Annotated in this window: 28 protein-coding genes; 9 read left to right on the top strand and 19 right to left on the bottom strand. The window is 62.4% G+C overall.

Features of this window, described 5'->3' with window-relative positions; all coding sequences use genetic code 11:
• Together Q0603_RS19290 and Q0603_RS19285 are read left to right on the top strand one after the other, a co-directional pair.
• Positions 1–780, top strand: a 780-nt coding sequence (locus Q0603_RS19290) for an IS1595 family transposase (RefSeq protein WP_298728777.1), incomplete at its 5' end; no start/stop codon positions are given.
• An 81-nt stretch (positions 781–861) separates the two neighbouring features.
• Positions 862–1020: a hypothetical protein gene (locus tag Q0603_RS19285; RefSeq protein WP_298728775.1), complete on the top strand. Its 159-nt coding sequence runs from the start codon at positions 862–864 to the stop codon at positions 1018–1020.
• Here Q0603_RS19285 and Q0603_RS19280 read toward each other — a convergent pair.
• Together Q0603_RS19280 and Q0603_RS19275 are read right to left on the bottom strand one after the other, a co-directional pair.
• A complete protein-coding gene (locus Q0603_RS19280; RefSeq protein WP_298728773.1) occupies positions 1006–1686 on the bottom strand; it encodes a hypothetical protein in 681 nt (226 codons plus the stop codon). The genes Q0603_RS19285 and Q0603_RS19280 overlap by 15 nt on opposite strands.
• Positions 1687–1818: 132 nt before the next feature.
• Entirely contained in the window at positions 1819–3366 is a 1548-nt protein-coding gene (locus Q0603_RS19275; RefSeq protein WP_298728772.1) for a helicase HerA-like domain-containing protein, read from the bottom strand.
• A 64-nt stretch (positions 3367–3430) separates the two neighbouring features.
• Here Q0603_RS19275 and Q0603_RS19270 point away from each other — a divergent pair, with 64 nt between their 5' ends.
• Positions 3431–5389 carry a hypothetical protein gene (locus tag Q0603_RS19270; protein WP_298728770.1) on the top strand — a complete coding sequence of 653 codons (1959 nt, stop codon included), beginning with the start codon at positions 3431–3433 and terminating at the stop codon, positions 5387–5389.
• Positions 5390–5490: 101 nt separating this feature from the next.
• On the opposite strand, the gene Q0603_RS19265 is transcribed toward Q0603_RS19270, so the two are convergent.
• Both Q0603_RS19265 and phaZ read right to left on the bottom strand, forming a co-directional pair.
• Positions 5491–6423 carry an NADPH:quinone reductase gene (locus Q0603_RS19265; protein ID WP_298728769.1) on the bottom strand — a complete coding sequence of 311 codons (933 nt, stop codon included), beginning with the start codon at positions 6421–6423 and terminating at the stop codon, positions 5491–5493.
• A gap of 411 nt (positions 6424–6834) precedes the next feature.
• Complete coding sequence (phaZ, locus tag Q0603_RS19260) at positions 6835–8055, bottom strand: polyhydroxyalkanoate depolymerase (protein WP_298728768.1); 1221 nt, start codon at positions 8053–8055, stop codon at positions 6835–6837.
• Positions 8056–8239: 184 nt separating this feature from the next.
• Between phaZ and Q0603_RS19255 the strand changes: the two genes are divergently transcribed.
• Entirely contained in the window at positions 8240–8896 is a 657-nt protein-coding gene (locus Q0603_RS19255) for a glutathione S-transferase family protein (protein ID WP_298728766.1), read from the top strand.
• A 3-nt stretch (positions 8897–8899) separates the two neighbouring features.
• Here the strand turns inward: Q0603_RS19255 and Q0603_RS19250 are convergent, their stop codons facing one another.
• The 3 genes from Q0603_RS19250 to Q0603_RS19240 form a co-directional block, all read right to left on the bottom strand.
• On the bottom strand, positions 8900–9739 hold the full coding sequence (locus Q0603_RS19250; protein WP_298728762.1) for a hypothetical protein: 840 nt from the start codon (positions 9737–9739) through the stop codon (positions 8900–8902).
• A 121-nt stretch (positions 9740–9860) separates the two neighbouring features.
• Positions 9861–11108: a Glu/Leu/Phe/Val dehydrogenase gene (locus tag Q0603_RS19245; protein WP_298728761.1), complete on the bottom strand. Its 1248-nt coding sequence runs from the start codon at positions 11106–11108 to the stop codon at positions 9861–9863.
• A gap of 197 nt (positions 11109–11305) precedes the next feature.
• Positions 11306–11968: a hypothetical protein gene (locus Q0603_RS19240; protein WP_298728759.1), complete on the bottom strand. Its 663-nt coding sequence runs from the start codon at positions 11966–11968 to the stop codon at positions 11306–11308.
• 49 nt (positions 11969–12017) lie between these two features.
• On the opposite strand from Q0603_RS19240, the gene nth reads away from it, so the two are divergent.
• Complete coding sequence (nth, locus tag Q0603_RS19235) at positions 12018–12659, top strand: endonuclease III (RefSeq protein ID WP_298728758.1); 642 nt, start codon at positions 12018–12020, stop codon at positions 12657–12659.
• Positions 12660–12677: 18 nt separating this feature from the next.
• Positions 12678–13070 carry a hypothetical protein gene (locus tag Q0603_RS19230; RefSeq protein ID WP_298728757.1) on the top strand — a complete coding sequence of 131 codons (393 nt, stop codon included), beginning with the start codon at positions 12678–12680 and terminating at the stop codon, positions 13068–13070.
• On the opposite strand, the gene Q0603_RS19225 is transcribed toward Q0603_RS19230, so the two are convergent.
• From Q0603_RS19225 to Q0603_RS19210, 4 genes are all read right to left on the bottom strand, one after another.
• Complete coding sequence (locus tag Q0603_RS19225; protein ID WP_298728756.1) at positions 13067–13555, bottom strand: hypothetical protein; 489 nt, start codon at positions 13553–13555, stop codon at positions 13067–13069. The genes Q0603_RS19230 and Q0603_RS19225 overlap by 4 nt on opposite strands.
• A 12-nt stretch (positions 13556–13567) precedes the next feature.
• Complete coding sequence (locus tag Q0603_RS19220; protein WP_298728755.1) at positions 13568–14062, bottom strand: polymer-forming cytoskeletal protein; 495 nt, start codon at positions 14060–14062, stop codon at positions 13568–13570.
• 221 nt (positions 14063–14283) lie between these two features.
• Entirely contained in the window at positions 14284–14961 is a 678-nt protein-coding gene (locus Q0603_RS19215; RefSeq protein WP_298728751.1) for an EI24 domain-containing protein, read from the bottom strand.
• A 16-nt stretch (positions 14962–14977) separates the two neighbouring features.
• Positions 14978–16426 (bottom strand): amidase family protein, encoded by a 1449-nt coding sequence (locus tag Q0603_RS19210; RefSeq protein WP_298728749.1) that lies wholly within the window; start codon positions 16424–16426, stop codon positions 14978–14980.
• A gap of 114 nt (positions 16427–16540) precedes the next feature.
• Between Q0603_RS19210 and Q0603_RS19205 the strand changes: the two genes are divergently transcribed.
• Positions 16541–17536 carry an adenosine kinase gene (locus tag Q0603_RS19205; RefSeq protein ID WP_298728748.1) on the top strand — a complete coding sequence of 332 codons (996 nt, stop codon included), beginning with the start codon at positions 16541–16543 and terminating at the stop codon, positions 17534–17536.
• Between the two features lie 9 nt (positions 17537–17545).
• On the opposite strand, the gene Q0603_RS19200 is transcribed toward Q0603_RS19205, so the two are convergent.
• From Q0603_RS19200 to Q0603_RS19185, 4 genes are all read right to left on the bottom strand, one after another.
• A complete protein-coding gene (locus tag Q0603_RS19200; protein WP_298728746.1) occupies positions 17546–18049 on the bottom strand; it encodes a HutD family protein in 504 nt (167 codons plus the stop codon).
• Positions 18046–19707, bottom strand: coding sequence for a heparinase II/III family protein (locus Q0603_RS19195; RefSeq protein WP_298728781.1), 1662 nt, complete (start codon positions 19705–19707; stop codon positions 18046–18048). The genes Q0603_RS19200 and Q0603_RS19195 overlap by 4 nt, the downstream gene beginning before the upstream one ends.
• A 20-nt stretch (positions 19708–19727) precedes the next feature.
• Complete coding sequence (rpe, locus tag Q0603_RS19190) at positions 19728–20405, bottom strand: ribulose-phosphate 3-epimerase (RefSeq protein WP_298728779.1); 678 nt, start codon at positions 20403–20405, stop codon at positions 19728–19730.
• 116 nt (positions 20406–20521) lie between these two features.
• Positions 20522–20944 carry a PaaI family thioesterase gene (locus tag Q0603_RS19185; RefSeq protein WP_298728744.1) on the bottom strand — a complete coding sequence of 141 codons (423 nt, stop codon included), beginning with the start codon at positions 20942–20944 and terminating at the stop codon, positions 20522–20524.
• Between the two features lie 56 nt (positions 20945–21000).
• Here Q0603_RS19185 and Q0603_RS19180 point away from each other — a divergent pair, with 56 nt between their 5' ends.
• Together Q0603_RS19180 and Q0603_RS19175 are read left to right on the top strand one after the other, a co-directional pair.
• Positions 21001–22278, top strand: coding sequence for a transcription antitermination factor NusB (locus Q0603_RS19180; protein ID WP_298728743.1), 1278 nt, complete (start codon positions 21001–21003; stop codon positions 22276–22278).
• A 9-nt stretch (positions 22279–22287) separates the two neighbouring features.
• Positions 22288–22812, top strand: a complete 525-nt coding sequence (locus Q0603_RS19175; protein ID WP_298728741.1) for a GNAT family N-acetyltransferase — start codon at positions 22288–22290, stop codon at positions 22810–22812.
• Positions 22813–22832: 20 nt separating this feature from the next.
• Here the strand turns inward: Q0603_RS19175 and Q0603_RS19170 are convergent, their stop codons facing one another.
• The 4 genes from Q0603_RS19170 to Q0603_RS19155 form a co-directional block, all read right to left on the bottom strand.
• Positions 22833–23102, bottom strand: a complete 270-nt coding sequence (locus tag Q0603_RS19170; protein ID WP_298728739.1) for a DUF2798 domain-containing protein — start codon at positions 23100–23102, stop codon at positions 22833–22835.
• Positions 23103–23196: 94 nt separating this feature from the next.
• Positions 23197–24051, bottom strand: a complete 855-nt coding sequence (locus Q0603_RS19165) for an N-acetylmuramoyl-L-alanine amidase (protein WP_298728737.1) — start codon at positions 24049–24051, stop codon at positions 23197–23199.
• Between the two features lie 195 nt (positions 24052–24246).
• Positions 24247–25224 (bottom strand): J domain-containing protein, encoded by a 978-nt coding sequence (locus Q0603_RS19160; protein WP_298728735.1) that lies wholly within the window; start codon positions 25222–25224, stop codon positions 24247–24249.
• A 15-nt stretch (positions 25225–25239) separates the two neighbouring features.
• Entirely contained in the window at positions 25240–26238 is a 999-nt protein-coding gene (locus tag Q0603_RS19155; protein ID WP_298728734.1) for a tetratricopeptide repeat protein, read from the bottom strand.
• Between the last annotated feature and the right edge of the window lie 15 nt (positions 26239–26253).

The following is a 26253-nucleotide window of genomic DNA, read 5'->3' as shown; positions in this document are numbered from 1 at the left end:
AAGTGCTACGGCTGCCGGAAGCCCTTTACCGTGAAGATCGGCACCATCTTTGAAGCCAGCCACGTCAAGATGAACCTGTGGCTTCAGGCCATCTACCTGATGTGCTCCAGCAAGAAGGGCATCAGCAGCAACCAGCTTCACCGGACCTTGGGCGTTACCCTCAAGACCGCGTGGTTTATGTCGCACCGCATCCGCGAGGCGATGAAGGTTGACCCCTCGGAAGGCCCGCTTGGTGGCGAGGGTGAAGTGATCGAAGCCGACGAAACCTTCCTCGGCCCTGGTCGCGCCATCTTCAAGACTAGTCGCGGTTGGGTTGGCGAAAGCGGCACCGGCGGCAAGATTAAGGTTCTGACCCTTGTGGAGCGCAATGGCCGCGCCCGCTCGATGAAGGCCGAACACATCACCGCGAAGCAGGCCCGCGAGTTTATCACCCAGAACGCAGATACCGCGTCGCGCCTTGTGACCGATGAAGCCCGCATGTATCCGCGCATCGGCAAGGAGTTTGCCAGCCACGAGACTGTGAACCACAGCCGCAAGGGATATGCTCGCGGTGACGTAACCACCAACACCGTTGAGGGTTATTTCTCGGTGTTCAAGCGCGGGATGCGCGGCACCTATCAGCATTGCGGGGAGAACCATTTACAGCGGTACCTCGCGGAGTTTGATTTCCGCTACTCCAACCGCTCTGGCCTTGGCGTTGATGATGTAGAGCGCACCAAGCTTGCGATCCGGGGCGTGGTTGGCAAGCGGCTCACCTATCAAACAACTCGTGGGGCGTAAGAAGAAGCGGAAGAAATACACTGAGCGCCAGATTCGCCGGTTCAAACGACTGGCGATGATCAAGCGCATGGAGAATAAGAGATGACCGATAAACCTAAGCCAAAAGAGCCGGACAAAAACCAGATAGAGCGCTTCAAGGAAGCCGCGAGAGCGGTGGAAGCAGATGAGTCTGATGGCGCGCTGGATAAGGCATTTGACCGCGTTCGGGTTAAGCGTCCAAGCACATTAGCTAAACGCTAAGTTATGGGCCGTCACGAAGTATGGGCGCAACTCTACAGTAACTATCGCTCTAACCCAGTTGTCATCAATTTCGCCGGGCTTTGGTGGGTCTAAAAGCACATCCGCTTCAGCGTCGATGTGGGAAATTAACCGGTCATCTTCGAGTAGGCAGTAGAACGGGTCTTCCCCCGCTTGGGGGACATTGTTGCCGAACTGATTTGGAACGCCCGGCATCGTCAGCCCGTCTATCAGGGTCTTAATCCGGTTGTCGATATCCCCTTTGTGAAACACGCTGCCAACCTGGTTGTCGCGTCGGAGAAAGAGTATCGAAATCGAGCAAAGAGTCTGAAGGCGTTCAGTCACCAGAGGTATGAAGTTGAAATCATTCCTCCTGTACTGACCGTACAGGGAATCGTGCAGGGTGATGAGCGATCCCTCATCCACGCCAAACATATCGTCGGACGAGAGTTTCGGCACCGCTGGGTGTCGCAGGGTGTCGGCAGTTTTCTTTGGGTCAACCATATACGATGTCAGAATCCGGTTGGTTTCCCACAACCGCTTAAGCTGCCCGTGGAACTGACGCCTCACCTTAAATTTGTGCTCTGAAAGAGGCTCCGGCTTTGGGGAGTTGGCGGGGTGTGTTTGTGACGGGCGTAAAGGCCCCTCGTAAGTAAGCCGGAAACGCATGGCCGCCTCCCCCCAGTCGGAGTCGTCTTCTGGACCACTCCTGAGAATAACCTTCCGGGGGATCATAGCCGAATACTCATCGGCCGGGTACGCGAAATATAATATGCCCATTAGCAAGAAGCGTCTCGCCCCCTACCTCTTCCACGACCCCAGCAGTCCCCGCACGATGCTGCGGGTGATTTCGCGGCCGGCGGTGCGCAGCACGCTTTTCATCGTCGTTTCCACCATGGAGTCTGAGCGCGGGCGCGCCGGCGCGCGGCTGCCTCTTTTGGCGGCCGCGCCGCTGCTGCGCTTTTCTTCCGCGTCCTTCTGACGCCCCCATGGCCCGGATGGCGGCACCGAACTGCTGCGTGAAAGCTGGGCAGCCGTCGACGTCTGCGCGCCGCTTTCCACCCGCGCCTGCAGCATCTCATAGGCTGAGTGGCTGTCGATGCTGCGGTCATATTTCCCGGCCATGGCGCTGCCAGCCAGCGCCGCCGCGCGTTCGACTGCGCTCAGCGGCTCCAGCCGCGAGGATGGCGGGCGGATCAGCGTGCGCTCCACGATGCCGGGCACGCCCTTGTCCAGCAGGGTGGAAACCAGCGCCTCGCCCACGGCGAGTTCAGTGATCGCATCCTCGGTCTTGAAAGCCGGATTGGGACGGAAGCTTTCGGCGGCGGCACGGATCGCCTTGCGTTCGGCCGGCGTATAGGCGCGTAAGGCATGCTGGATGCGGTTGCCAAGCTGCGCCAGCACCGGCTCGGGGATATCGGCCGGGTTTTGGGTCACGAAATACACGCCAACGCCTTTGGAACGCACCAGCCGCACCACCTGCGTTACTTTCTCCAGCAGCGCCTTCGGCGCATCATTGAACAGAAGATGCGCCTCGTCGAAGAAGAAGACGAGCTTCGGCTTGTCCAGATCGCCCACCTCGGGCAGCGTCTCGAACAGTTCCGACAGCAGCCAGAGCAGGAAGGTGGCATAAAGCTTAGGGGACGCCATGAGTTGATCGGCGGCCAGCAGGTTGATCACGCCGCGGCCGTCAGAATCCACGCGCATGAAATCGCTCAGCTCCAATGCCGGCTCGCCGAAGAAATGCGCTGCGCCCTCGTTTTCCAAGGTCAGCAGCTTCCGCTGGATCGCGCCCACCGATGCCGCAGAGATATTGCCATAAGTGGTGCGCAAGGCCTCGGCCTGCTCGGCGATGAAGGTCAGCATCGCGCGGAGGTCCTTCAGATCGAGCAGCAGCAGCTTCTGCTCGTCGGCCAGATTGAAGGCGACATTGATCACGCCTTCCTGCGTGTCGTTCAGATCAAGCAACCGCGACAGCAGCAGCGGCCCCATCTCCGAAATCGTCGTGCGTACCGGGTGACCCTGCCGGCCAAACAGATCCCAGTAGGCCACGGGAAAGCCTTCGAAGTGATAGGCCTGCGCAAAGCCGATCTCTTCGGCGCGTTTGGCAAGAAAGGCTTTGCCCTCGGCCGATCCGGCCAGGCCGACGCCGCTTAAATCCCCCTTGATGTCGGCGGCGAAGACCGGCACGCCGGCCGCGGAAAAACTCTCCGCCATGATGCGCAAGGTGATCGTCTTGCCGGTGCCTGTCGCGCCCGCCACCAGGCCATGACGGTTGGCATAGCGCAGTTCCAGCCATTGCGGCCCGTTCGCGCCGGCGCCGAGAAAGATCCTGCCGTCTTCAATCATGGCCGCCTCTCGTTTTACACTCTCCCTACCCCGCTGCCTGCCGCGGCAACGGCAGCCACATATTGTGACCATCCTGCCAATTGATAACTTACAGAACGTTAGTGGTGACATTAAAATGGCACAGAAGATTTGCAACGCACTTGAACTTATACGACGCAAATTGAAAGGTCGTGACCTACCGAAAATGCCGAAGAACACCAATGCATCAGATGGGCACAAGAGCCCACTCGCTGACTACCTTGAATATTTTTGCAGTCTTTCGGAACCACGATTTGCCGTTTTGGTAACAGGTGATTGGGGCACAGGCAAAACCTACCAAGTGCGCCAAGCCCTGGGCCCAAACAAGTACTATTACGTTAGCCTCTTCGGACTAAACTCCCCCGAGCGCATAACCGCCGCGGTTTATGCAGCCATGTTTCCGACTAAGGGATTTATCAAACACGTTTCGGAAACGGCAAAAGATTCGGGCGCGGAGCTGGGAGTATTTGGCATCAACTTAGGCGGCCTTCCTTCTGCACTTATGGATGCAATACTAGGAGAGAAAGTAAAAAATGATCGCCCAATAATTTTTGATGATCTGGAGCGCTGCAAAGTTGGGATGGAGGAACTGCTTGGCGTAATAAATCGTTACGTTGAGCACTTTGGCTGTCGCGTCATTATTATTGCCCACGACGAAAAAATCGCTGACCATCTGATTTCTCAAAAAGAAAAAGTTATTGGACAAACCATCCGCATAGAACCGCAAACTGAGGCCGCTTTTGATACTTTCGTTACTGAGGTACCAGATGGTGTCGCTCGAAATCTCCTGATAGAACAACGCAAAAATATTCTAGAAATATTTTTGGCTTCGGAGGTTCACTCTCTGCGCATTTTGCGGCAGGTCGTGAAAGATTTAGTGCGCCTGTTTAACTTGCTAACGCCAGAGCAGGTCGCGCATCCGGCAGCTATATCAGAGCTCACGAAACTATTTTGCGCATTTAGCTTCGAAATTCGCTGCGGCCGCCTTCAGGAGAAGGACCTTCGCAATCGTTCCTCACGACTACTTCGTTATTTTGCGAGGAAAATAGAAAGAGCTGGAGAGAAGGCAAAAGAAGATGCTGACGATAAGCCACAGCATATGATTGCTCAGGAGCGATATACCACGATCCAGCTAGATAGCGAGCTCCTTCCAGAAGAACTTTTAATTTCGATGCTGATACGCGGCCATTTCAACGGCGCTGATATACAGTCAGCGCTGCAGATCAGCCGATATTTTATTAAACAGACCTCCGGCCCGCCGTGGCGGATCGTGATGAACTTTGAAGAATTAGAAGATGACATCGTTCAAAAAGGCATCCAAGACATGGAGCGCCAATTCGAAAATCGCGAAGTCACCGATCCAGGCGAATTACTTCATATCTTTGCGCTACGAATGCTCTTAGCCACCAACGGCATCCTCGCCAAGGATGTTGATGGCGTTGTTGAAGAATGCCGCAACTATATCGACGATATCTTGGAGACTGGAAGATTGCCCCCTCGTGAAATGACCTATCGCTGGCGCGAAGAGGTTCGAGATGGCGCCCATGGATACACGTTTTGGATCCAAGAGGAGTATAAAGAACGATTCGAAATGTTGCGGAAATATCTTCTAAAGGCCCGCACTGCGGAACGCGATAGGCTGTTACCGGAATGTGGCGAAGCAGTACTCGCTGCAATGATGGAGGACGGACAGCAATTTTTCGAGGTCCTATGCCACACTCGAACAGGCAACAACACATATGCTGACGTGCCGGTCCTAGTTACGATTAATCCGGAGAAATTCGTTCAGCAATGGAAACTATCCCCGGTCCGGAATTGGCACTGGATTAGTTCTGCACTTAAGCAGCGCTATACTGTATCTATTCGAGATCCGGATTTGGCGCCCGAACAACAATGGATCCGGCAGGTCGCACAGTTATGGTCCCGAGAGGCTCACAAAACTTCAGGGATAGCGGGACTTCGCATGCGGCGGCGGATTCCTGATATACCTCTGGACGACAATTAGATAATCCTAAGTTTCTCTCAACCATACATTTGTCTGCGATCTTCCAGCACCACATTTCCATCGGCGCCCTGCTCCACCAGCTCATGCGCTTCGGCAATCTTCTACAGTGGCAGGCGGGCGGCGATGCGGGTGCTAAGCAGCCCGGTTTTGAGCAGCGCATCGAGATCGTTCAGCACTGCCTGCCGGTCCGGCTGCGTCAGTTCATAGACGACGAAGAATTTCAAGGTCAGGCTGCGGAACAGCAGGTCGCGGAACGGCACCGGCTGATCGCCCATCGCATTCGAGCCATAGCAGACCAGCGTGCCATGCGGCGTCAGCGCGCCCCTGGCCAGCAACGGCGCGGTGGTGGACAGATCCATGTCGATGATTGCATCCACGCCGCGGTTCTCGGTCAGCGCCAGCACACGCGCGGCAACGTCTTCGCTCCTGTAATCGATTACCTCCGCCGCGCCGGCTTCGCGCGCGATGGCTGCGCGTTTCGCAGATGCCGTGCCGATCACGCGCCAGCCTTCATGCCGGGCTGCGATCTGCGTCACGTAATGCCCCACGGCGGAAGCAGCACCAGTGACCAGCACGCTTGGCGGCTTGGGCCGCGCCGGTATGCCGGCAAGCGCCTGCTCGGCCAGGCGCACGGCCTGGATCGCGGTCAGCGCAGGAATGCCGAAGCAGGATGCGACGGCGAAATCAATCCCCTCCTGCAGCGGCACGGCCTGCATCGCCGGCAGCGCGATATATTCCGCCGCCGTGCCGAATGGCCGCTGCCACTGGCCGTTCCAGATCCAGACACGCTCGCCCACACGCGAAGCCGCCACGCCCTCGCCCACCGCTTCGATCACGCCGGCGCCGTCGCTATGCGGAATGACGATGGGCCCGACCAAGGGCCGGCCGCGGCGGCTTTTCACATCCGATGGATTGACGCCCGATGCATGCAGCCGCACCAGCACTTCGCCGGCCTGTGGCGCGGGCTTGGGCTGCTCGCCGACGATCAGGACATCCCGGGCGGCGCCGTTCTGCGTGTACCAAGCGGCTTGCATTGCGTTTCCTCGTGTTTGTTGTTGATGATCCGGTTGGCGTGACTCGCTGCCCATAGCTAACGGCGAATTAGGCTGACCGGAAGCGTCGGCGCGATATTCTCATCTTGTTTCATCCACCTTGCCGCTGTCGTCCATCGTGAAACGCAGCGGCCACACCGACCTGCTCCTGACTGCAGAGGGGCGGTAGGCAATCGACTGCTCAACGTCTCAATGGGATAGCTGGCGGGACTGAACCGACGGAACTGGCCCCGCTTGGACTTTGTCTTGGCGCGTCTTGGCATCCCCTTGGCGTCGAAGGGACGCATTGGCTGCAATGGCTCGCAACTGCTCTCAGCCAGTCTCTTTCCAGTATTATCAATGATTTAAGAAATTCAGATGCCTTAAGCCGCCGGAAACCGGCCTTAAACGGCTTTAATCGCTGGCCAGGATCACGTTGCGCAGGATCGGATAGATCTGGTTCTGCCATTTGCGGCCACTGAACACGCCGTAATGGCCGACGCCGGCCTGCAGGTGATGCCGCTTCATGTAGGGGCGGATGTTGCGGCACAGGTCATGCGCCGCCATGGTCTGGCCGATGGCGCAGATATCGTCGCGCTCGCCTTCCACGGTCAGCAAAGCCGTGCGGCGGATGGCGGACGGGTCCACCTTGCGGCCCTTGTATTCCAGCTCGCCCTTGGCCAGGCGGTATTCCTGGAACACCCACTGCACCGTCTCGAGATAGAATTCCGCGGTCAGGTCCAGCACGGCGAAATATTCGTCGTAGAATTCCTTGGTGGTCGCCGCCTTCTCGATATCGCCGCATGCCAGATCATTGAACAGCGCCGCATGCGCCTTCACATGGCGATCAAGGTTCATGCTCATGAAGGCCGTGAGCTGCAAAAAGCCCGGATAGACCTGCCTTCCTGCGCCCGGCAGGCCGAAGGGTACCGTCGAGATCATGTTGTGGCGGAACCATTCGATCGAGCGGTCAGTGGCGAGCTCGTTCACCTTGGTCGGATTGATGCGGCAGTCGATCGGCCCGGCCATCAATGTCATCGAGCGCGGCACGGCCTTGTTGCCGTCCTGCGACATCAGCGAGGTCGCGACCAGAGCCTGCACGCAGGGCTGGCAGACCGCCACCAGATGCGCGCCGGGGCCGATTGTTTCCAGGAAACGGATCAGATGCTCGACATATTCGTCGAAGCCGAAGCGGCCTTCATGCAGCGGAATGTCGCGCGCATTGTGCCAGTCGGTGATGTAGACGTCGTGTTCCGACAGCAGCACGCGCACGGTGTCGCGCAACAGCGTCGCGAAATGGCCCGAAAGCGGCGCGACGACCAGCACGCGCGGCTGCGCCTGGCTGGTATCCTTCCTGAAATGCAGCAGCGTGCCGAACGGCGTCTTCAGCACCGCTTCTTCCGTCACCGCCACCTCGCGGTTGCCGACCGGCACCGTTTTGATGCCGAAATCCGGCCTTCCATGCGACAGGCCCGCGCGGGCGATCATCTCCAGCGCCGCCGCCGTGCCGCGCACCAGCGGGTTGTGCTTCTGCCCGTTCGTCGCCGCATGGCTCCAGGCCGGCAGCGCATGGCGCGCCAGCGCCCGGAACGGGGCCATCATGTTGGCGTGGGTCTGATAGGCCAGATACAGCATGCGGTTCGGGCGGAACCTTGGGTGAAGACGATCCTGCAGGCGCAGGCGTCGGACGGCCGGGCACCGGCCACCCACCCCACACCGCATTGCAAAAAGGCTAGATTAATTTTTGCTGCAATGCGAGATATAAGTGCAGTAACCTGTGGCGGTCATCTGCCGCCCGGAAACGCCCAGGAAGCCCGCCATGGCCCAGGCCACGCTGACCATCAGCAGCAAGAATTATTCATCCTGGAGCCTCCGGGGCTGGCTGCTCTGCCGCATGGCAGGCTTGGATTTCGAAGAAAAAATGATGCCCAGCGACGATCCGTCCACGCGGGCGGAACTGCTGCTGCTCTCCCCCAGCTTCCTGGTGCCCCGGCTTACCCATGGCGCCGTCTCGGTCTGGGATACGCTGGCCATTGCCGAATACCTGCGCGAGCTGCATCCGGAAGCCGGGCTGCTGCCCGCCGATCAGGTCGCCCGCGCCCATTGCCGCTCGGTCAGCGGCGAGATGCATTCGGGCTTCTCGAATCTGCGCTCGGCGCTGCCGATGAACCTCAAGGCGCATTATCCGGGCTTCAAGGTCTGGGCCGGCGCGCAGGCCGATATCGACCGCGTCATCGCGATCTGGCGCGACTGCTTCGCGGCCTATGGCGGACCATGGCTGTTCGGCAAGGCGCCGACGCTCGCCGATGCGATGTATGCGCCGGTCTGCACGCGCTTTCTGACTTACGACGTGCCGCTGGATCGCGATTGCGCCGAATATTGCCGGCACGTCATGGCCTGGCCGCTGATGCAGGAATGGGTCGCGGCCGCGAAGGCCGAGCCGGAAGAGCTCGACGAGCTCGACGTCGAATTCTAGCGATTAAGCCAGCGCCTGCTGCGTCACGAAACCGCGCAGCTGCTCGACCATCGTGTTCGACATCGGATCGGTGCCGTTCAGAATCAGCACCAGCGCCGGCCGGCTGATGCCGAGCTTCACCGCCAGCTGATCCATGCTGACCTGCGCCACGCGGCAGGCATCGGCCACGGCAACGATCGCGTCGCGGTCGGCGTAATAGCGCCCGGCCATTTCCTTGATGCGGAAGACCGCGCGCGGCTTCGTCGGCAGAGCCGGCGCAGGCGCCGGCAGTTTGCGGCGGCGGCGCGGAATGGCTGGCGTGGCGGAAATCTCCGCCATCGCGGCATCGGCAGTGAAGTCTTCCAGGCCCGGCGCGCGGGCGATCTGCGACTTCAGCAGCTCGGTCACAGCCGTTAGCAGTTCCTCACCCAGAGCCGGCAGCTGATACCGCTCGCCATACTGGTTGTAGAATTCGGCAATCTCGCCAAGCCGCACCAGGCGGCGCTGGAGGAATTCGCGGCTGCCCAGCGGCCAGGGCTGCCTGCTCTGGCCGATGCACAGCAGAAAGACCTGGGTGGTATCGACCTCGACGATGACGATGCGCCAGCGGATCTCGGCCAGATGCTTGGCCAGGGCTTCCTGCTTGTCCGGGTCGAATTGCGGCAGGCGCTCCTCGACCAGGTCGATGAAGACGTAGAAATGGTCGACCTTCTCGACGAAGCGGCGGAAATCCTGATAGCGCGCCCGCCCCAGGTCGCGGCCGTTCTGGTAGCGATCGACGATGTCGATGCCTTCCTTCTCGACCTCGGCCAGAAGACGCAGCGTTTCCCGGCGAACCCTGGCTTGCTCCGTGGTACGCGCCAATTCACTACCCTGAGGTGATTTGCCCAACTCAGGATAGTATAGCGATGCCGGTAGAAAGAAGCTAGGTCAATTCTCTCACTGCAAGAATTCGCAAGAATTGGACCCGCCCGCTGTTTCCCCCTTAGGCGGTGAAGAATTGCTGGGTGCCGTGCGCCTCAATCGCCTGGGCCAGCCTTGCCAGGGCATGGACATAAGCGGCGCTGCGCATGGTGATGCCCAGTTCCTTGGACCGCTGCCAGATCGCCCAGCCTTCCGTCTCCATCACCGCCTTCAGACGCTGATGCACCTCTTCCACCGTCCAGTAATAGCCCTGGCGGTTCTGCACCCACTCGAAATAGGAGACGGTGACACCGCCGGCATTGGCGAGAATGTCGGGCAGCACCACGATGCCGCGCTGGGCCAGCAGCTTGTCGGCCTCGGGCGTGATCGGGCCGTTGGCCAGTTCCAGCACGATCTTCGCCTTCACCTCTTCCGCATTGTCCTTGTGGATCATGTCCTCCAGCGCGGCCGGCACCAGCACGTCGCAATCGATGCCGATCGCCGCTTCCGGCGGCAGCCATTCATTGCCCTTGACCTGGCCCAGCGCGGCCAGGCCGCCTTCCTTCTTGGCCGCAATCGCCGCCGCCACATCGAGGCCGGCCGGATTATGCAGGCAGCCGCGCGAATCCGAGACCGCCACGACGCGGTAGCCGTCGCCGGCCATCAGGCGGGCGATATGCTGGCCGGCATTGCCAAAGCCCTGCACGGCGACGCGGGCGCCAAGCTCAAGGCCCAGTTCCTTGGCCAGCCGGCGGATGAGGTAGAAGCCGCCGCGCGCCGTCGCATCCTCGCGGCCCAGCGAGCCGCCGAGCGCAATCGGCTTGCCGGTGATCACCGCCGGGGTGGTGGCGCCGACGATCGAGGAATATTCGTCGGCCATCCAGCCCATGATCATCGAATTGGTGTAGACGTCCGGCGCCGGGATATCGCGATCCGGCCCGATGATCCGCGAAAAGGCCTGGATATAGGCGCGCGACAGGCGCTCCAGCTCGGCTTTCGACAGGGCATGCGGATCGACCTTGATGGCGCCCTTGCCGCCGCCATAGGGCAGGTTCATCACCGCGCATTTGAAAGTCATCCAGAAAGCCAGCGTCTCAACCTCGTCGGCGGAGGCGTCGGGATGGAAACGGATGCCGCCCTTGGTCGGGCCGCGCGTGTCGTCATAGCGGCAGCGCCAGGCCATGAAGGACTTCCGAGAGCCGTCATCCATGCGGATCATCAGGCGCACCTGCGTCGTCTCGCGCGGGAATTTCAGCTTCTCCAGCACATCGCTGTCGATGTTCAGATGGGCGGCGGCTTCGTCGAGACGGGTCAGCGCATTGGCGAGCATGATCGTTGTCTTTCTACTCTCGGGCATTTCTACGGGACGGTGCTGCAGGGGCCGTGGGTTCTTATGACGGCATTACCCTGCAGGCGGAGGGCGGTACGATGCGGGTAAGGCCCCGCTTTCGCAAGCTTTACTGCCGAAAAATTATGCGTTTTGCCACTTTATGATGCAGAATCAGACGGCAATATCGCCCTCAGGCATCAGCCGCAGTTGACGGTCTGCTGCAAATTTCGGCTGAGACAGATCCGCAGTTCGGCGATCCGGCCGTCCTTGCGCACCACCCGGACATGGCTGCGCCTCAGGCCTGGATTGGCTGCTGCCACCGCCCGGCTCAAATCCGCGGCGCTGCCAGATGGTTCCGGCAGAACGAAACGGCTGCGCAGGGCCTCGATGGCAGCAAAATAGTCCGCCGGATCGGAAAAGCCGCTGCAGCTGCCATGCTTGGCCCATTGGCATTGCATCAATTGCGCGTCAGGCAGGGTGCAGAGATGCCGGCGCAGCAAAGGCGCAGGCAGCGGCGCAACGGATGCGCAATATTGCGGCCAGGGCGGCGTGACACCCCTCGCCTTTTCATACTGCGGCCATAGGCCGTGAACGACCCAGCCGAAGCGATTGTCGCGGCATTGCGTGCCATGGCGGCGCCCGGCCGCGCTGTTACAGAAGGCCGGCGACCAGCTCAGGCTGAGGATGTAATAGTCGAAATCGCCAGCCTCGCCGCGCGATGCTTCCCTCTTTGCGCAAGGCGCGGCTTCGATGCGGGCGGGCAGCCGGCAGGAGGATTGCGCCGCGGCGAACGCGCCAGCGGGCAGCGTTGCGAGCGACAGGACAAACAGCGCAATGACCTTGCCGGGCCGATGAATCACGGACTAAACATCTCCTGACCCGCCTGCTTCTGCCAAGCCCCAGCCCAAGATGAAACCAGCCGCCGTCGAACAACTCTTTGCTCGCTTTGCTGCCGCCGATCCGCATCCGAAGACGGAGCTGAACTACGTCAACGCCTATACGTTGCTGGTTGCCGTGGTGCTGTCGGCCCAGGCGACCGATGCCGGTGTGAACAGGGCGACCGATGCCCTGTTCAAGAAGGTCACGACGCCGCAGCAGATGCTGAAACTCGGCGAGGCCGGCCTGAAGGAGCACATCAAGACCATTGGTCTGTTCAACTCCAAGGCCAAGAACGTGATCGCGCTGTCGCAGATCCTGGTCGACAAATACAAAGGCGAAGTGCCGCGCGAGCGCGAAGCGCTGGAAGCTTTGCCCGGCGTGGGCCGCAAGACGGCGAATGTGGTGCTAAATGTTGTCTGGGGCGAAAAGACCATGGCGGTGGACACCCATATCTTCCGCCTTGCCAACCGCATCGGCCTGTCGAAGGGCAAGACACCCCTGGCCGTGGAGCTGGATCTTCTGAAGATCGTGCCGGACAAATACATGCAGCATGCCCATCACTGGCTGATCCTGCATGGCCGCTATATCTGCAAGGCGCGGCGGCCGGAATGCTGGCGCTGCATCGTTGCCGATCTTTGCGCCTTCAAGCCGAAGACCAAGGCGCCGGACTAAAAAGCAGGAGGCGCGGCGATGGTGTTGCGCGTGATGTTCGACACCAATGCCTATGATGCGATCCTCGCCGCCGGCGATCTGCCGCTTCTGCAGAAGAAGATCGCAGCGGGCGAATTGTCCATCGTGACGACGCCGATCCAGGAAGACGAAATCCGGCAGATCAGAAACAGGACGCGGCAACGCGCGCTGCTCGATCTTCATCGTGCGCTAAGCGCTGAGACGATCGAACCATCAAACGCCATCGAGGATGACATCACCTATATGTCGCGCGACGAAATGCTGGCGCGCATCGCGGCGAAAAGCTGCGATCTGCTGGTCACGAACGACAAGGCGCTGAGAAACGATGCGCGGCTGGGCGCCAGGGCCATCGATTACGCCGGCTTCGCGCAGCGCATCGGTCTACGCGGTTAGGAGGTCGGCGTCGGCGGCGCCGGCTCCACCGTGGGGATCGGCGTCTTCAGCAAGGCCGCGAGACATTCGGAATCATCCACGGTCTGGCCGCGCACACGGCTCAGCACCTGGGCATGGGTAACGCGCAGACGCCCGGCACGGCTGCCGTCTTCATCGGGATAGAGAAACAGCAGCAAGCTGCAGCGCGGCGATTCGGCCAGATACTGCCAGACTTCTCCCGGCGGCTCGCGCCGCAAGGTGACGGGCGAGCCGAACAGGGCACGCGCCTCCGCATCGGTCTTGCGCACCACATCGGCACTGACCGGACGGCGCGGTCCGCTGCTTTCCGGCTTGTCGGGCGCAGGACGCAGAACAAGATCGAGCGGTTCGTCAACGGCAGCCGTCTCGCCAGACTGCCGCATGCCGCAGGCGGCAACAGTCAAAGACAGCAGGATCAGAAAGAGGAAGCGCGGGACCACGGTCCCGCGCGTCGCAAAGGTCGGCAATGTCGCCTCGTCTTATTCGGCGGCCGCCGAGGTCGAGGATGAACGGCTGCCCGCCGCCACGGTCTGCACCGTGCCGGAAATCTCGCCGCCGCATTCGATCTCGATCTGGCCATAGGCGATCTCGCCCGTGACCTTGCCGCTGCCGCGGATGAGCAGGCGACCGCGCACGCTCAAGCGGCCTTCGAAGCGGCCACGGATCTCGGCTTCTTCCACTTCGGCCGATCCCTTGAACTGGCCGGACTCGCTGACCTCGACGAAACGGCTGTCGGTCAGCTGGGCCTCGACCTTGCCTTCGACGATGACCTTGTCGCAGGCGGTGATCTGACCGTTGAGCGAAATCTCGCGGCCGATCAGCAGCACCTTGGGATCAGCGGTATGGTCGCTCTTGCTGCTCGCAGACGATGGCGGCATGGCAGAAGCAGTGCCCTGCACCACGGCCTTGGGCAGATCGACGCCGGGACGCTTGGCGATTTCAGGGCGGAAGGTTGGCGTTTGCGACTCGCTCATGGTGTTGGTTCCCGAATTAGAGGGCGAATTGGAGGGCAGAACAGGCTTACCGACGCTGCGCAGATGACTGGGCATCGGCGGAACGTCGTCTTCCGCGGCCTTATTCGGGGCGGCCGTCTTCTCGGGTGGCGCCGGCGTTGCTGCGGCGCTTTCAGGATTTGGTTTCTTGCGACCAAACATTGGCAGAGACTCCTCTGTTCCCCGGTAAAAACCCCTCCGGTTTAACCCGTCGCCCGCAACCTCTTGTAGACGTGCACCATAAACGCGGTGGCTACAATCGGGACAAGGAAGTTTATCAGGGGAATGGTTAATAGAAGCACAATAATTGCCCCACATAACCATAAATCTCCGCGATGGCGCTGCCGCAGCCGATCGGCTTCCTTACGCGGCAGATAGCGCCATGCCACCACCTCAAAATATTCGCGGCTTACCAGGAATCCATTCACCAGCAGCGACAGCGCATACATGAAGGGCGGGAAAAAGATCAGCACCGCATAAATCGGCAGAAGCAGAATGTTGATGCCGAGCATAACAAGCAGAAAGCGTATACTGCCCCATAATGCAGGCCAAAAGGGTAACGGCTGGCCGCGCGCATCCTGCGGATAATATTTGCGCTCCACCGCATCGGCGATGTCGTCAAGGAACAAGCCAATTGCTGCCGTCATCACGGCAGGAAATAGAAGCAACATGCCGACGAAAAAGCCCAGGCCGGAAAGAAAACCAACCAGCCAGTCGATCCAGGTCTGTCCCGTATCCGGCAATGAAGCGACGCCGACCCAAAGACCCACGGCCAGGACCGCAAAGATCGCCGCGCTGATCAGCAGCGAGCGGATCAGAACCCGGCGGAAAGCCGGATCCGGCAATTGCGCCAGCGCCAGACGTAGCGAAGAAGCGATCATGGCCGTGGTCCTCAGCTCATACGCTGCCGACGATGGGATCGATCGGCAGACGCGCAGCCAGCCCCAGATCAGCTTCGAGGATGGCCGACAATGCCAGCAGTTCCGCCTCCGCGCGCGGGCGACCGACAATCTGCAGACCGACCGGCAGACCGCTTTTGGTGAAGCCCGCAGGAATCGAAATGGCCGGCGCGCCGGTCAACGTGATCGCGAAGGTGATCACGATCCAGGAGATATAGGTGTCGAACTTGCGCCCGCCGATCTCGTCGAGATAGCGCTTACGATGATCGAAGGGCGGCGAAACGGCAGTCGGCAGGCAGAGGAAATCATGTGTCTCGAAGAAAGCCGAGAGGCGGTTATAGATTTCGCCGCGCAATTGATTCGCCCGCGCCACTTCGACACCGGTCAGCTTCAGGCCCTTCTCCGCATTCCAGATCACCTCCTGTTTCACCAGTTCGGTCTTGCCTTCAATTCTGGGCCAAACTGAGGCAGCGAAATTCGCCGCACGCAAAACCTGGAAGGCCTCCTCGGCACCGGAGAAATCCGGCGCATCGTCGCTGACATGGGCGCCGAGCTTGGCAAGACGCTGCACCGCTTGGGCGCAGATCTCCACCACTTCCGGATCCACCGGACAGATGCCAAGATCGGGCGTCCAGCCGATGCGGCAGCCGCCGGCAAAGCGCGAGGGCAGCACGCCGGCAGTCAGCGCGCGGTCGACTGAGTCGACGAAAGAGGTGGGCGGCGCGGCGAAGCTGATCGGATCGCGGGGATCGAAGCCCGCCATGGCATCCAACATCAGCGCGCAGTCGGCGACGTTGCGCGCCATCGGCCCATAGACCGACATCGTATCGAAAGGCAGTGCCTTGGGCCCAGCGGCAACGCGGCCCGGCGACGGACGCAAACCGACCGTGCTGGTGAAGCTGGCCGGCGTGCGCAGCGAGCCGCCGAGATCGGAGCCATCGGCCAGCCAGACCTCGCCGGTGGCCACCGCAACGGCAGAGCCGCCCGAGGAGCCCGCCGGCGTCAGCGCGGTGTTCCATGGATTGGTGGTGGTGCCGAAGACGTCATTGAAGGTCTGGGCGCCGGCGCCGAATTCGGGCGTGTTCGACTTGGCGATGATGGCAGCACCGTTGGCCTCCAGCCGCTCGACCGAATAGCCGGACCGGGCCGATACATGCTTGTCGAACACCCGGCTGCCCCAGGTGGTGCGCACGCCTTTGACTTCCACCAGATCCTTGATCGCGATCGGCAGGCCATAGAGATAGCCAGGCGGTGCCGGATCGGGCGCGACCAGGGTTTCGACGAAGGCGCGGGCGCGATCCAGGCACAGGGTCGGCAGCGCGTTGACCAGAGGCTCGACAGCGGCGATGCGCTTGGCGGCGGCATCGATCAGTTCCGCCGGGGTTACTTCGCGGTTCTTCAGAGCAGCCACCGCCTGGCGGGCCGTCATCCGGATCAACTCATCCATGGATCATCCTCGTTTGCCAAGATGGGGACGAAAGGTTACAGAGAAGCCGGGAATCGGCCAATCCGGCCCCCGCCCGATACCGTAAGTTACTTTTGCACCAAGGGACAATCGTTCATGACCGCTGACCGGGTAGACGTGATTTGCATCGGCAATGCCATTGTCGACGTGCTGGCCAAGGTGGACGAGGAGTTCCTTGACGAGCATGCCATGGTCAAAGGCAGCATGGCGCTGATCGACGGCGGCCGGGCCGAGGCGATCTATGCCGCGATGGGCGAAACGATTGAAACCTCGGGCGGATCGGCGGCGAACACGGCGGCCGGCATCGCCGCCCTGGGGGGCAAGGTCCAGTATATCGGCCGGGTGCGCAACGACCCGCTGGGTTCGGTATTCCAGCGCGAAATCCGCGGCCTGGGCGTGATCTTCGAAAACGAGCCCGCCACGGAAGGGCCGTCCACGGCGCGCAGCATGATCGTGATCACCCCGGATGGTCAGCGCACCATGAACACCTATCTTGGCGCCTGCGTCGACCTCTCCCCGGACGATGTCGACCCGGCGGCGGTGGCGCGCGCCGAAGTGGCCTATCTGGAAGGCTATCTATGGGATCAGCCCAGCGCCAAGGACGCGATGCGCAAGGTGATGCGGCTGGCGCACGAGGCCGGGCGCAAGGTGGCGCTGACGCTGTCCGACAGTTTCTGCGTCGACCGCCATCGCGCCGAATTCCGCCACCTGGTGGAGAACCACATCGATATCCTGTTCGCCAACGAGGCGGAGATCAAATCGCTTTACGAGGCGCGCGACTTCGACGAGGCGCTGCAGCATGTGCATCATCATGTCGACATTGCCGTGCTGACCCGCTCCGAACGCGGCTCGGTGATCCTTGCCGACAATCATGTGCACATCATCGACGCGGTGCCGAATGTGAATGTGGTGGACACCACCGGCGCCGGCGATCTTTATGCGGCCGGCTTCCTTTATGGCTTCACGCATCAGTTCGACCTGCATGCCTGCGGCCGGCTGGGCAGCCTCTGCGCGGCGGAAGTGATCGCGCAGATCGGGCCGCGGCCGCAGAAGGCGATCAAGCCGCTGGTCGAGCTCGCCCTGAAGGGCTGATTTCTTTCGTCAATCCAAGGGCAGCGCCACGTTCAGCACATGGCGCTCGTCCAGCCGTATGCCGACGCCATGATCGGAAATCAGGGCATGGCCAAGCGAAGGCAACGGGGCGTGGCTGGTTACGACATTGACCCGCAGCGCAATGTCTTCGCGTGCGATCACGTTGAGCACGCTGCACGGACCTGCCTGCAGCCGGCATTGCGCCAGTGCAGCGCCGGGAAACTGCTCCGGATGATGGCGGCGGATGACATGCAGCTTGGCGCGATCGGAAAATGACAGCGTGAAGCCCTCGCCGTCCAGCAGCAGAATCCAGCGCGTCATGCCGGGAAACACCGAAAACGGACCGTCGCGCTCGATCAAGGCGCGGCTGATGCGCCAGCGAAAACCCGCGAAAGCCGCTTTGGTTTCTGGATTGCTGGGCGGATCGGCGGCGATTTCGTAGGTGATGCCGCCGCCATTCTTCCATGGCTGGGGCGGGATATCCGCCAGTCTTATCAGGCGGCTGCCTTTCATCCGACCTTCGTCAGCGCCCATTTGAGCACCAAAGGCTGAGCACCAGCAAAGCCGCTGATGACGATCTGCTGTGTGCGCCGGGCCTCGCCGCCAGAGCCGAAATACACGCTTTCCTCCAGCCGCAGCACGCCGCCGGAGCTTCGGAAACGCCAGCCCTGGCCGCTGCCGCTTTTCAGGATCACCGCATCGCCGCTGCCGAGCGCCGAAGCCTGCACACTGGGATGCAGATGCAGCCGCAGCACCGCTTCGACAGGCATGCCATCCGAACGCGGCGGCGTCACCGTTTCCTCGCCGCGCAGATCCTCGCCCGAGGCTGAAAGATAGAGCCGCCGGCGATGCAGCCGGCCCTGGAAAGCCTCAGACCAGCCGTCATGCTCCATTTCGAACCACACGGCGCCGTCCTGCTCGTTGCGCCGGGTGCTGACCTGCGCCAGCGGCGACGGCTCGAGCTGACCGAGCATCAAGGTCGAATGCGCAGCAATGCCGCTCAGCGCTGCGGCCCAGCTGCCGCCCAGCCGGCGCGGCGAACCGCAATTGACGACCAGGCGGTCCTTGGCATGGCTGAATTCGAAAGCCAGCAGTCCACGGTGCGGGCGTGCGCCGATGACGGGCGGCGGCGGGGAGCCGACATCGATCAGCAACAGGCTGCGCCGCGCGGTGGCGCGCTCGAAACGGCTGAGGCTGGCGGAGCTGAGCGGCTTGCCCTTGGCTTCCGACAATTCCAGCACCTGATCGATCTGCGCCGGGTTCGCTTCCTCGCTGCCATGGAACAGCGCAAGCCCGCCATCGCCGTGGCGGAAGAAGCGCAGCATCGGCGCCATGCGGTCCAGGAAAGGCTGCAACAATGCCGCGCCTTCCGGATCAATGGCACGCAAGAAGCGCCACAGAGCGACCACATCCCGCAGGATTGTCAGCACCTGTGCCGGATTGCGCGAGACATGGCCGCCATCGGCAAGGATCTGGCTTTCCAGCGTGGCACAAAGATCACGGATCGCCGCACCCTTCTTGGCGTTTTCCTGCGGCAGGCATTCGGCCGCATAGGCGAGCGCCAGCAAGGCCGACAGTCGCGGCAAGCCGGGCGGCGCAAGGGGAGCTGCATATTTCAGATAGGCCGCATGCCGGGCGATGCCGAGCAGGAAATCATGCGCGAAGCGCTCATCTGCTGCCTCCAGCAGAAAATGGCCATGGCCGAGCCAATGCATGAGGCGGCGCCCGGCGATGTCGGCGCGCCAGGCCAGACCGTGTATGCGCTGATGATGATCAAGCCAGGACTGCACCAAAGAGCGCGACATGCGCTGCGCCATGTCGCCGCCCTGCGCGGCAAAGTCGCGCAGCCAGGCGAAACCATGCAGCTCGGCCGCCCAGGCGGCAAAACTGTCGCGATCGAGATTGAGCTGCTCGGGCGTCAGGGTCGCCGGATTGCTCCACGGCGCGGCATGGGGCGAGAGCACCTCGACACCGGCAAACAGAAAACGGCCCTGGAACAGACGATCGGCATTCGCAGTGCTGCCGGGCCAGGGATCGTCGGGCAGCACCGGCAGTTCCAGCGGCGCCTGCCGTGGCAGCAGCAAGGTCGATAACCGCGTCGCAAAAACGGCACCGCCAAGACGCCGCAGCAGACGAAGCTGGAAAGTATCCTTCAGCGAGGCTGAAGCCACGCCCAAGACCGCACCTCGGCTCACACGGTTGCGCGCACGGCACGGACCCGCGCGATGTTGCTGGCATAAGCCGACGGGCCGCCCTGGAAGGTGGCCGTGCCGGCGACCAGCACATCGGCGCCGGCATCAACAGCCAGCTGCGCCGTCTCGGCATTGATGCCACCATCGATCTCAAGGTCGATCTGGCGACCGGACCTGTCGATCGCCTGGCGCAGCACCTTCACCTTCTCAAGCTGGGTGGCGATGAATTTCTGCCCGCCAAAGCCCGGATTGACGCTCATCACCAGAACGAGGTCGAGCATATCCAGCACGGTCAGCGCGACTTCCACCGGCGTGCCGGGATTGAGCGACAGTCCGGCCTTCTTGCCGAGGCTCTTGATGAGCTGCAAGGTGCGATGCACATGCGGGCCGGCTTCCGGATGCACGGTGATGATGTCGGCGCCGGCTTCGGCGAATTGCGGCACGAAGGCATCGACGGGCGAGATCATCAGATGCACGTCGAAGGGTTTGGCCGTGTGCTTGCGCAGGGCCGCCACCACGCCGGGGCCGATGGTCAGGTTCGGCACGAAATGCCCGTCCATCACATCAATATGGATGTAGTCGGCGCCGGCCTTGTCTATGGCGGCGACCTCCGCGCCCAGCTGGGCGAAATCGGCGGACAGGATGGATGGAGCGATTCGGGTCGGCTGTTGCGGCATGGCGGCAGGATTAGCAGGTTCCAGCGCCCGCGCCAAGCAAGCGCCCTGCCTTCCTTTTGCCACGAATTCCTTGCGAATACAGCGGATTAGACCGGGATCAGGCCCAAATCACAGGATCATTTCCGCACCAGCAAGGCATAGGTCAGGCTGGCCTGGGCGAAGGGATCCTCGCGTTCGACACTGCGAAACACGGCCTCTCCGAAAGCAAGGCTGCGGCCCAGCCGCAGGAGGCGGGCCTCGCACAGCACGTCGATATCGGCCACGGCGCGGAAGAAGCTGGTGGTCTGGGTCACGGTCGCCATGTCAGTGAATTTCTGCAGCGACGATGAAACCGCAAAGACCATCGCCGTATCCGCCACCGCCATGATCGCCTGCCCGCATAAAATACCGCCCAGCCGGGCCAGTTTGGGGTTATTGGGCAGGCGGACCACGACGCGGCCGGGCTCGATGCTTTCAAAGCGCAGATTCAGCTCGCGGATCCAGGGCGGAAAGTTCTCCGCCAGGATGGCTCGCGCTTCGTTCAGGCCTAGCTTGGTCATTCCGCTTCCCCCGCTTGCCCTCGACTATAACCGAAGCGAGGTCTAGAACAGCGACAATGTCAGTCTCGCCCAATTCAAGAACGGTCGCGGCCGGCCTGCTCGGCATGGTGCTGGAGCGGGGACGCCCCCTCGACGAGGCCCTGGCCGATGCCAAAAGCGGCTTCCGCGACTTGAGCGACCGCGACCGCGCCTTCGTGCGCCGGCTGGTCGCCACCGCCCTGCGCCGCCGCGGCCAGATCGATGCCGTGCTGCGCGGCTTCCTGTCGTTATGGCCGAAGGGCCGGCCGGGGCAGGCGCTGCGGGTCGGCACGGCGGAATTGCTGTTTCTGGAAACGCCACCGCATGCCGCCGTGCATGGCGCAGTGGAGACCTTGCCGCCGGATCAGAGCAGGGCGCGCGGCCTGGTCAATGCCGTGCTGCGCCGGGTGGCAAACGAGGGCAAGAGCGTGACGGCCGCGCAGGACGCCGCCAGACTGAACACGCCGGGCTGGCTGTGGCAAAGCTGGACTGCGGCCTATGGCGAAGCAGCAGCGCGCGCCATCGCCCAAGCGCATCTGCAGGAAGCGCCGCTCGATATCAGCGTGCAGAGCGATGTGCATGGCTGGGCCAACATTCTGGAGGCCGAAGTGCTGCCGACCGGCAGCCTGCGCCGGATGGCGCCTGGCGCGGTGGATACGCTGCCCGGCTATGCCGAAGGCGGCTGGTGGATACAGGATGCCGCCGCCGCCCTGCCGGCGCGGCTGCTGGGCGATCTCCAGCACCGCACCGTCGCCGATCTTTGTGCCGCGCCGGGCGGCAAGACGATCCAGCTGGCCGTGGCAGGCGGCGCGGTGACCGCCATCGACCGGTCGGAGGCGCGGCTGGACAGGCTGCGGCAGAATCTGGAGCGGATGCGCGTGATGGCTGCCATCGTCACCGCCGATATTGAGACCTGGCTGCCGCCGGAGGCCTTCGATGCCGTGCTGCTGGATGCGCCCTGCTCGGCGACCGGGACGATCCGGCGCCACCCGGACCTGCCGCATCTCAAAAGCGAAGCCGATGTGGCCAAGCTCAGCCAGCTACAGCGCCGGTTGATCAGCCAGGCCTGGACCATGCTGCGGCCCGAAGGCCGCATGGTTTACTGCGTCTGTTCGCTGCAGCCGGAAGAAGGCGAGCAGCATCTGGATGCTTTGCGCGCCCTGCCCGGCGCGAAGCTGCTGCCGGTCGATGCCGCCAAGCTCGGCCTTCCGGCGGAAGCCGTCACAAAGGATGGCTGCCTGCGCACCCTGCCCTCCATGTGGGCCGAACGCGGCGGCATGGATGGCTTCTTCGCCGTCTGCCTGCAAAAAACATGACAAAAAAGCATGGCCGAGGAAAAAAGAGCTGAGGCCATCCAGACCGAGCACCTTCTTCTGCTGCCCTTCGCCGCAGACGATTGCGACGAATTACTCGCCCTGTTCCAGCATCCGGCCGTGCGCCGCGATCTCTGCGACGACAAGATCATGCCGCGCGAGTGGATGGAGCAGGAGATCGCCGCCAGCGAAGCGCGGTTTGCCCAAGGCGCCTTAGGCCTGTGGAGTCTGCGGCTTCGGAGTCTGCGGCTTCGTGCAGCGCAGAACGGAGCCTTTAGGATCATCGGCATCGCCGGATTTCTTCCCGTCCGCGGCGTGCTGCAATTGATGTACGCGCTGCTGCCCGACTACCGGCGCCGCGGCTATGCCACCGAAGCCGCCACGGCCGCAATTGAAATAGCGAAACGCTGCGGCCGCCATACCGTTGTTGCCGCCACCGACATTCCCAATGTCGCTTCCCAGCAGGTCCTGCTGCGCCTTGGCTTCAGGGAAACCGCGCGTAACGACGGATTGGTGGCGTTTGAGAAACGGCTCTGACGAAAAACCGATCTGAATGCTCAGCGGCCCGGCTGCTCGACCAGGGCGGCGACGATACGGCGCACGAGGGGCAGCACCAGCAGCAGCGTCGGGAAGGCAATCATCCAGGAAATGCCCCAGGCGCCCAGCCATTTCTCCCAGAAGCCCTCGACGAGGCCGATGCTGGTAAGTGTCGAGATGGCCGAGACGATGCAGGTCATCAGCACCGAAAGGATCAGCGGCAGCACAATGGCGTTGTAGCGGGCCGGAAGCTTCTTGCGCGCGGGCCGGATGCTGGCTGACACGGTCATCGAGAAAAAACCTTCGTTGGATACTGCGGCGGCCGGAATTTATGGCGCTGATCGTCGCGATGCTGTGCTGCCGGTCACAAGCGGTCAAGGCCGCTTACGCCTCGCGCAGATCCAGCGTCACCGGTGCGATCTGTTCAGCCAGGAAGCGTGCCAGCTCGGCGCGGCTCTTCGGATTGCGCAGGATGCGCTCGTCCTGGGGATTGCTCAAAAAGCCAGTCTCGATCAGCACGGACGGAATGGCGGGCGAGCGCAGCACGGCGAAATTCGCCGCCCGCATCGGATTGTCCAAAAGCTGCACGCGCCGGCCAACGCCGGTGACGATGCGGCGCTTGGCCGAAAGCGAGGCATTATGGCTATGGCGGCGCGCCAGATCGATCAGGATCGCCGCCGTCTGCTTATCGGTATGGGAGGTGTCGAACCCATAGATGGTGTCGACCTGGTTTTCGCGGTCAGCCAACTGGCGGGCAAAATCGTCCGATGCCTTATCCGCCCGCGAATAGGCGGACAGGCCGCGCGCATAGCGGTTCGGCGCCGCATCGGCATGGATCGACACGAACAGGTCGGCGCTCTTTTCATGCGCGAAGGAGACGCGGCCCGGCAGGCTGATATAGCTGTCGCTGTTGCGGGTCAGATAGACCTTGAGGTCTTTGCGGCCGCTCAGCAGCCGCTGGATGGTCTGGCAGATGGAGAGCGTGACGTCCTTCTCCAGCGTGCCGGTCACGCCAATGGCGCCGGGATCGCGGCCACCATGACCGGGATCGAGCACCAGCACCGCGGGCGGGCGCGGCGGAATTGCGGCGTTGTTGGGCGGCGTGGGCTTGCTGCGCGGCAGCGGCACCCTGCCCTTTTTGGCCGACTGGGCATGCGCGGGCAGAGCCGCTGTTCCCAGCAAGCCGAGCAAGGAAGTGATGACAATCCGCCGCGTATACATCTGCCTGGTGTCGACCAAATCGAATCCCTACCCGAATCGATTAGGCGAATCGGAATGGTTGCGGGTCACGATAGAGTCCCGCCTGACTCTCCCGCAAGCGCGTAAAATGCCTGCGGCGATGCCCATATAGGCTGAGCCGAAATGGTGAATGCTTCGTTAATTCGCCTATATGGCCCGTGCCTGGAGGCGCAAAGCGGACGGAATAGCGCCAGATCACTCTACCGTGTACTTCGCCCGCACGTCGTATTTGTTCGACTTGACCCAGCCCTCGATCAGCTTTTCCAAGGCAGAGTTGGGCTTCTCCGGCAGCACGATCTTCAGCTTCACATATTGATCGCCGCGCTGGCCCTGGGCGCCGCCGCGCAGGGGGAAACCGCGGCCTTTCAGCCGCAAGGTCGTGCCTGAACTGGCACCCTTCGGCACCGTGACCGCCACCATGCCGTCGATGGTCGGCACCGCGATCTTGGCGCCGAGCACGGCCTCGTCGAGAGTGACCGGCAATTCGAGATGCACGTCGTCGCCCTGACGGGTGAAGAAGGCATGCGGTTCGACATTCACCTCGATCAGGGCATCGCCGGCTTCGCCGCCATTGCGCCCGGGATCGCCCTGATGGCGCAGACGGATCTGCTGCCCATCCGCCATGCCGGCGGGAATGGTGACATCGAGCTGCTTGCCCTCCGGCAAGGTCAGGCGGCGCTTGCAGCCGCGCGCAGCGTCGAGGAAGCCGATCTTGAGATTGAAGCGGCGATCCGCGCCGCGCTGCGCTGCCGTGGTGCGTCGCGCACCGCTGAAACCGCCGCCCGCGCGGCCGCGCCGCATCTGGCTGAATATCTCGTCGAAAATATCCTCAGCCCCGCCCGGACCGAAATCAAAGCCGGAGAAGCCGCCGCCCGCCTGCTGCCCGGCGCCGAACGGACCGCGCGGGCCGCCGCGAAAGCCGCCCTGATAGAAGCCGCCGCGCGCGCGCGGCTGACCCGCGGCGTCGATCTCGCCGCGGTCGAACTTCGCCCGCTTGTCGGAATCGCCGATGATGTCGTAGGCGGCGGAGATTTCCTTGAAGCGCTCTGCCGCCTTCGCATTGTTCGGATTGCGGTCCGGATGGAATTCCTTCGCCAGCTTGCGGTAGGCCTTGCGCACCTCGTCCTGGCTGGCGCTGCGCGGAACCCCTAATACCTCGTAAGGATCACGCATGGGCAGGATTCCACGTCATGGCTGGGACCCCTTGCCGCCGGACTGGCCGCCTTCGGGCTTGGCATCCGTCTGCGCCGCATCATCGCCCAGCGAGAACAGATCTGGCAAGGACACGCCGCCGCCGGAGGTGATGGCGGAATAGAAGCTGCCGAGCAGGCTGCGCCCCTCCCGGGCGTCATCTCCCGCCTTCTTTTCCTTCGCAGTATCCTCCACGGGGACCCTGTTTTCGACGGTTGCAGGCTCGACCTGCAGCTGCGGCAGAGGTTCTTCAACCATGCGCGGCGCTGGCTGCGCGGATTGCGAAGGTTCGGAGGCTTGCGCGGGCGGGGCTGGCGCGGGTGCTGGCGGCACTGGTGCGGATTGCGCTGGCGCCGGCGCGGCCTGCGGTTCGATTTTCGCAGCAGCCGGGTCGGGCTTGTCGGACGGCGCCGCCTCGCGACGCATCACCAGCAGCGACAGGCGTTCCAGCGCGTCGGGCTGCCCGGCCTTGGCGGCATTGTTATACCAGCCGAGCGCAGCGGCTTCGTTCTTCTCAACACCCAGCCCCAGTTCATACATCAGGCCAAGATTGTACTGCGCCACCGCATGGCCCTGCTTCGCGGCGGCATCGAACCATTTCAGCGCCTCGGCGTAGTCGACCGGCACGCCGCCCTCGCCCTGCAGATAGATCGCGGCGAGATTGGCCTGAGCGCGGGCGAATCCCATTTCGGCGGCCCGGCGATACCAGGCAATCGCCTGGTTCATGTCCTGCGGCACGCCCTGGCCCCAGCGGTAGAGATGGCCGATATTGCGCATCGCGGCGACATCGCCATGCTGGGCCAGCGGCAGCCAGGCCTGATAGGCGGCTTCATAGTTGCCGGCTTCGAAAGCCTGCACGCCGGCGGCAAATGCGCCCGTGGGCCTGGCATCCTGCGCCCACGAGACAGCAGGCAGCAGCGGCAGCGCCAAAGACGCACCCAGCAGCAAGGCCCGCAGGGATTTCCCGGCGGACTTCGCAAAAAGGGAGGCTGTCATGCTCTGGCGCTGCAT

Origin of the sequence: uncultured Ferrovibrio sp. (assembly GCF_937960835.1) — a bacterium.
Taxonomy (GTDB): Bacteria; Pseudomonadota; Alphaproteobacteria; order Ferrovibrionales; family Ferrovibrionaceae; genus Ferrovibrio.
Note: the sequence above shows the minus strand (reverse complement) of the source record. Positions and strands in the feature narration are given on the sequence as shown.

What these genes read in the sequence shown, in the direction of transcription:
- Q0603_RS19245 (WP_298728761.1), bottom strand. Translation starts at nt 11,108, where the DNA reads ATGCTCGCCAATGCGCTGACCCGTCTCGACGAAGCCGCCGCCCATCTG.
- Q0603_RS19215 (WP_298728751.1), bottom strand. Translation starts at nt 14,961, where the DNA reads ATGATCGCTTCTTCGCTACGTCTGGCGCTGGCGCAATTGCCGGATCCG.
- Q0603_RS19200 (WP_298728746.1), bottom strand. Translation starts at nt 18,049, where the DNA reads ATGAAAGGCAGCCGCCTGATAAGACTGGCGGATATCCCGCCCCAGCCA.
- rpe (WP_298728779.1), bottom strand. Translation starts at nt 20,405, where the DNA reads ATGCCGCAACAGCCGACCCGAATCGCTCCATCCATCCTGTCCGCCGAT.
- Q0603_RS19220 (WP_298728755.1), bottom strand. Translation starts at nt 14,062, where the DNA reads ATGAGCGAGTCGCAAACGCCAACCTTCCGCCCTGAAATCGCCAAGCGT.
- Q0603_RS19265 (WP_298728769.1), bottom strand. Translation starts at nt 6,423, where the DNA reads ATGCAAGCCGCTTGGTACACGCAGAACGGCGCCGCCCGGGATGTCCTG.
- Q0603_RS19210 (WP_298728749.1), bottom strand. Translation starts at nt 16,426, where the DNA reads ATGGATGAGTTGATCCGGATGACGGCCCGCCAGGCGGTGGCTGCTCTG.
- Q0603_RS19170 (WP_298728739.1), bottom strand. Translation starts at nt 23,102, where the DNA reads ATGACCGTGTCAGCCAGCATCCGGCCCGCGCGCAAGAAGCTTCCGGCC.
- Q0603_RS19280 (WP_298728773.1), bottom strand. Translation starts at nt 1,686, where the DNA reads ATGCGTTTCCGGCTTACTTACGAGGGGCCTTTACGCCCGTCACAAACA.
- Q0603_RS19205 (WP_298728748.1), top strand. Translation starts at nt 16,541, where the DNA reads ATGACCGCTGACCGGGTAGACGTGATTTGCATCGGCAATGCCATTGTC.
- Q0603_RS19230 (WP_298728757.1), top strand. Translation starts at nt 12,678, where the DNA reads ATGGTGTTGCGCGTGATGTTCGACACCAATGCCTATGATGCGATCCTC.
- Q0603_RS19180 (WP_298728743.1), top strand. Translation starts at nt 21,001, where the DNA reads ATGTCAGTCTCGCCCAATTCAAGAACGGTCGCGGCCGGCCTGCTCGGC.
- Q0603_RS19275 (WP_298728772.1), bottom strand. Translation starts at nt 3,366, where the DNA reads ATGATTGAAGACGGCAGGATCTTTCTCGGCGCCGGCGCGAACGGGCCG.
- Q0603_RS19155 (WP_298728734.1), bottom strand. Translation starts at nt 26,238, where the DNA reads ATGACAGCCTCCCTTTTTGCGAAGTCCGCCGGGAAATCCCTGCGGGCC.
- nth (WP_298728758.1), top strand. Translation starts at nt 12,018, where the DNA reads ATGAAACCAGCCGCCGTCGAACAACTCTTTGCTCGCTTTGCTGCCGCC.
- Q0603_RS19175 (WP_298728741.1), top strand. Translation starts at nt 22,288, where the DNA reads ATGGCCGAGGAAAAAAGAGCTGAGGCCATCCAGACCGAGCACCTTCTT.
- phaZ (WP_298728768.1), bottom strand. Translation starts at nt 8,055, where the DNA reads ATGCTGTATCTGGCCTATCAGACCCACGCCAACATGATGGCCCCGTTC.
- Q0603_RS19255 (WP_298728766.1), top strand. Translation starts at nt 8,240, where the DNA reads ATGGCCCAGGCCACGCTGACCATCAGCAGCAAGAATTATTCATCCTGG.
- Q0603_RS19285 (WP_298728775.1), top strand. Translation starts at nt 862, where the DNA reads ATGACCGATAAACCTAAGCCAAAAGAGCCGGACAAAAACCAGATAGAG.
- Q0603_RS19160 (WP_298728735.1), bottom strand. Translation starts at nt 25,224, where the DNA reads ATGCGTGATCCTTACGAGGTATTAGGGGTTCCGCGCAGCGCCAGCCAG.
- Q0603_RS19185 (WP_298728744.1), bottom strand. Translation starts at nt 20,944, where the DNA reads ATGACCAAGCTAGGCCTGAACGAAGCGCGAGCCATCCTGGCGGAGAAC.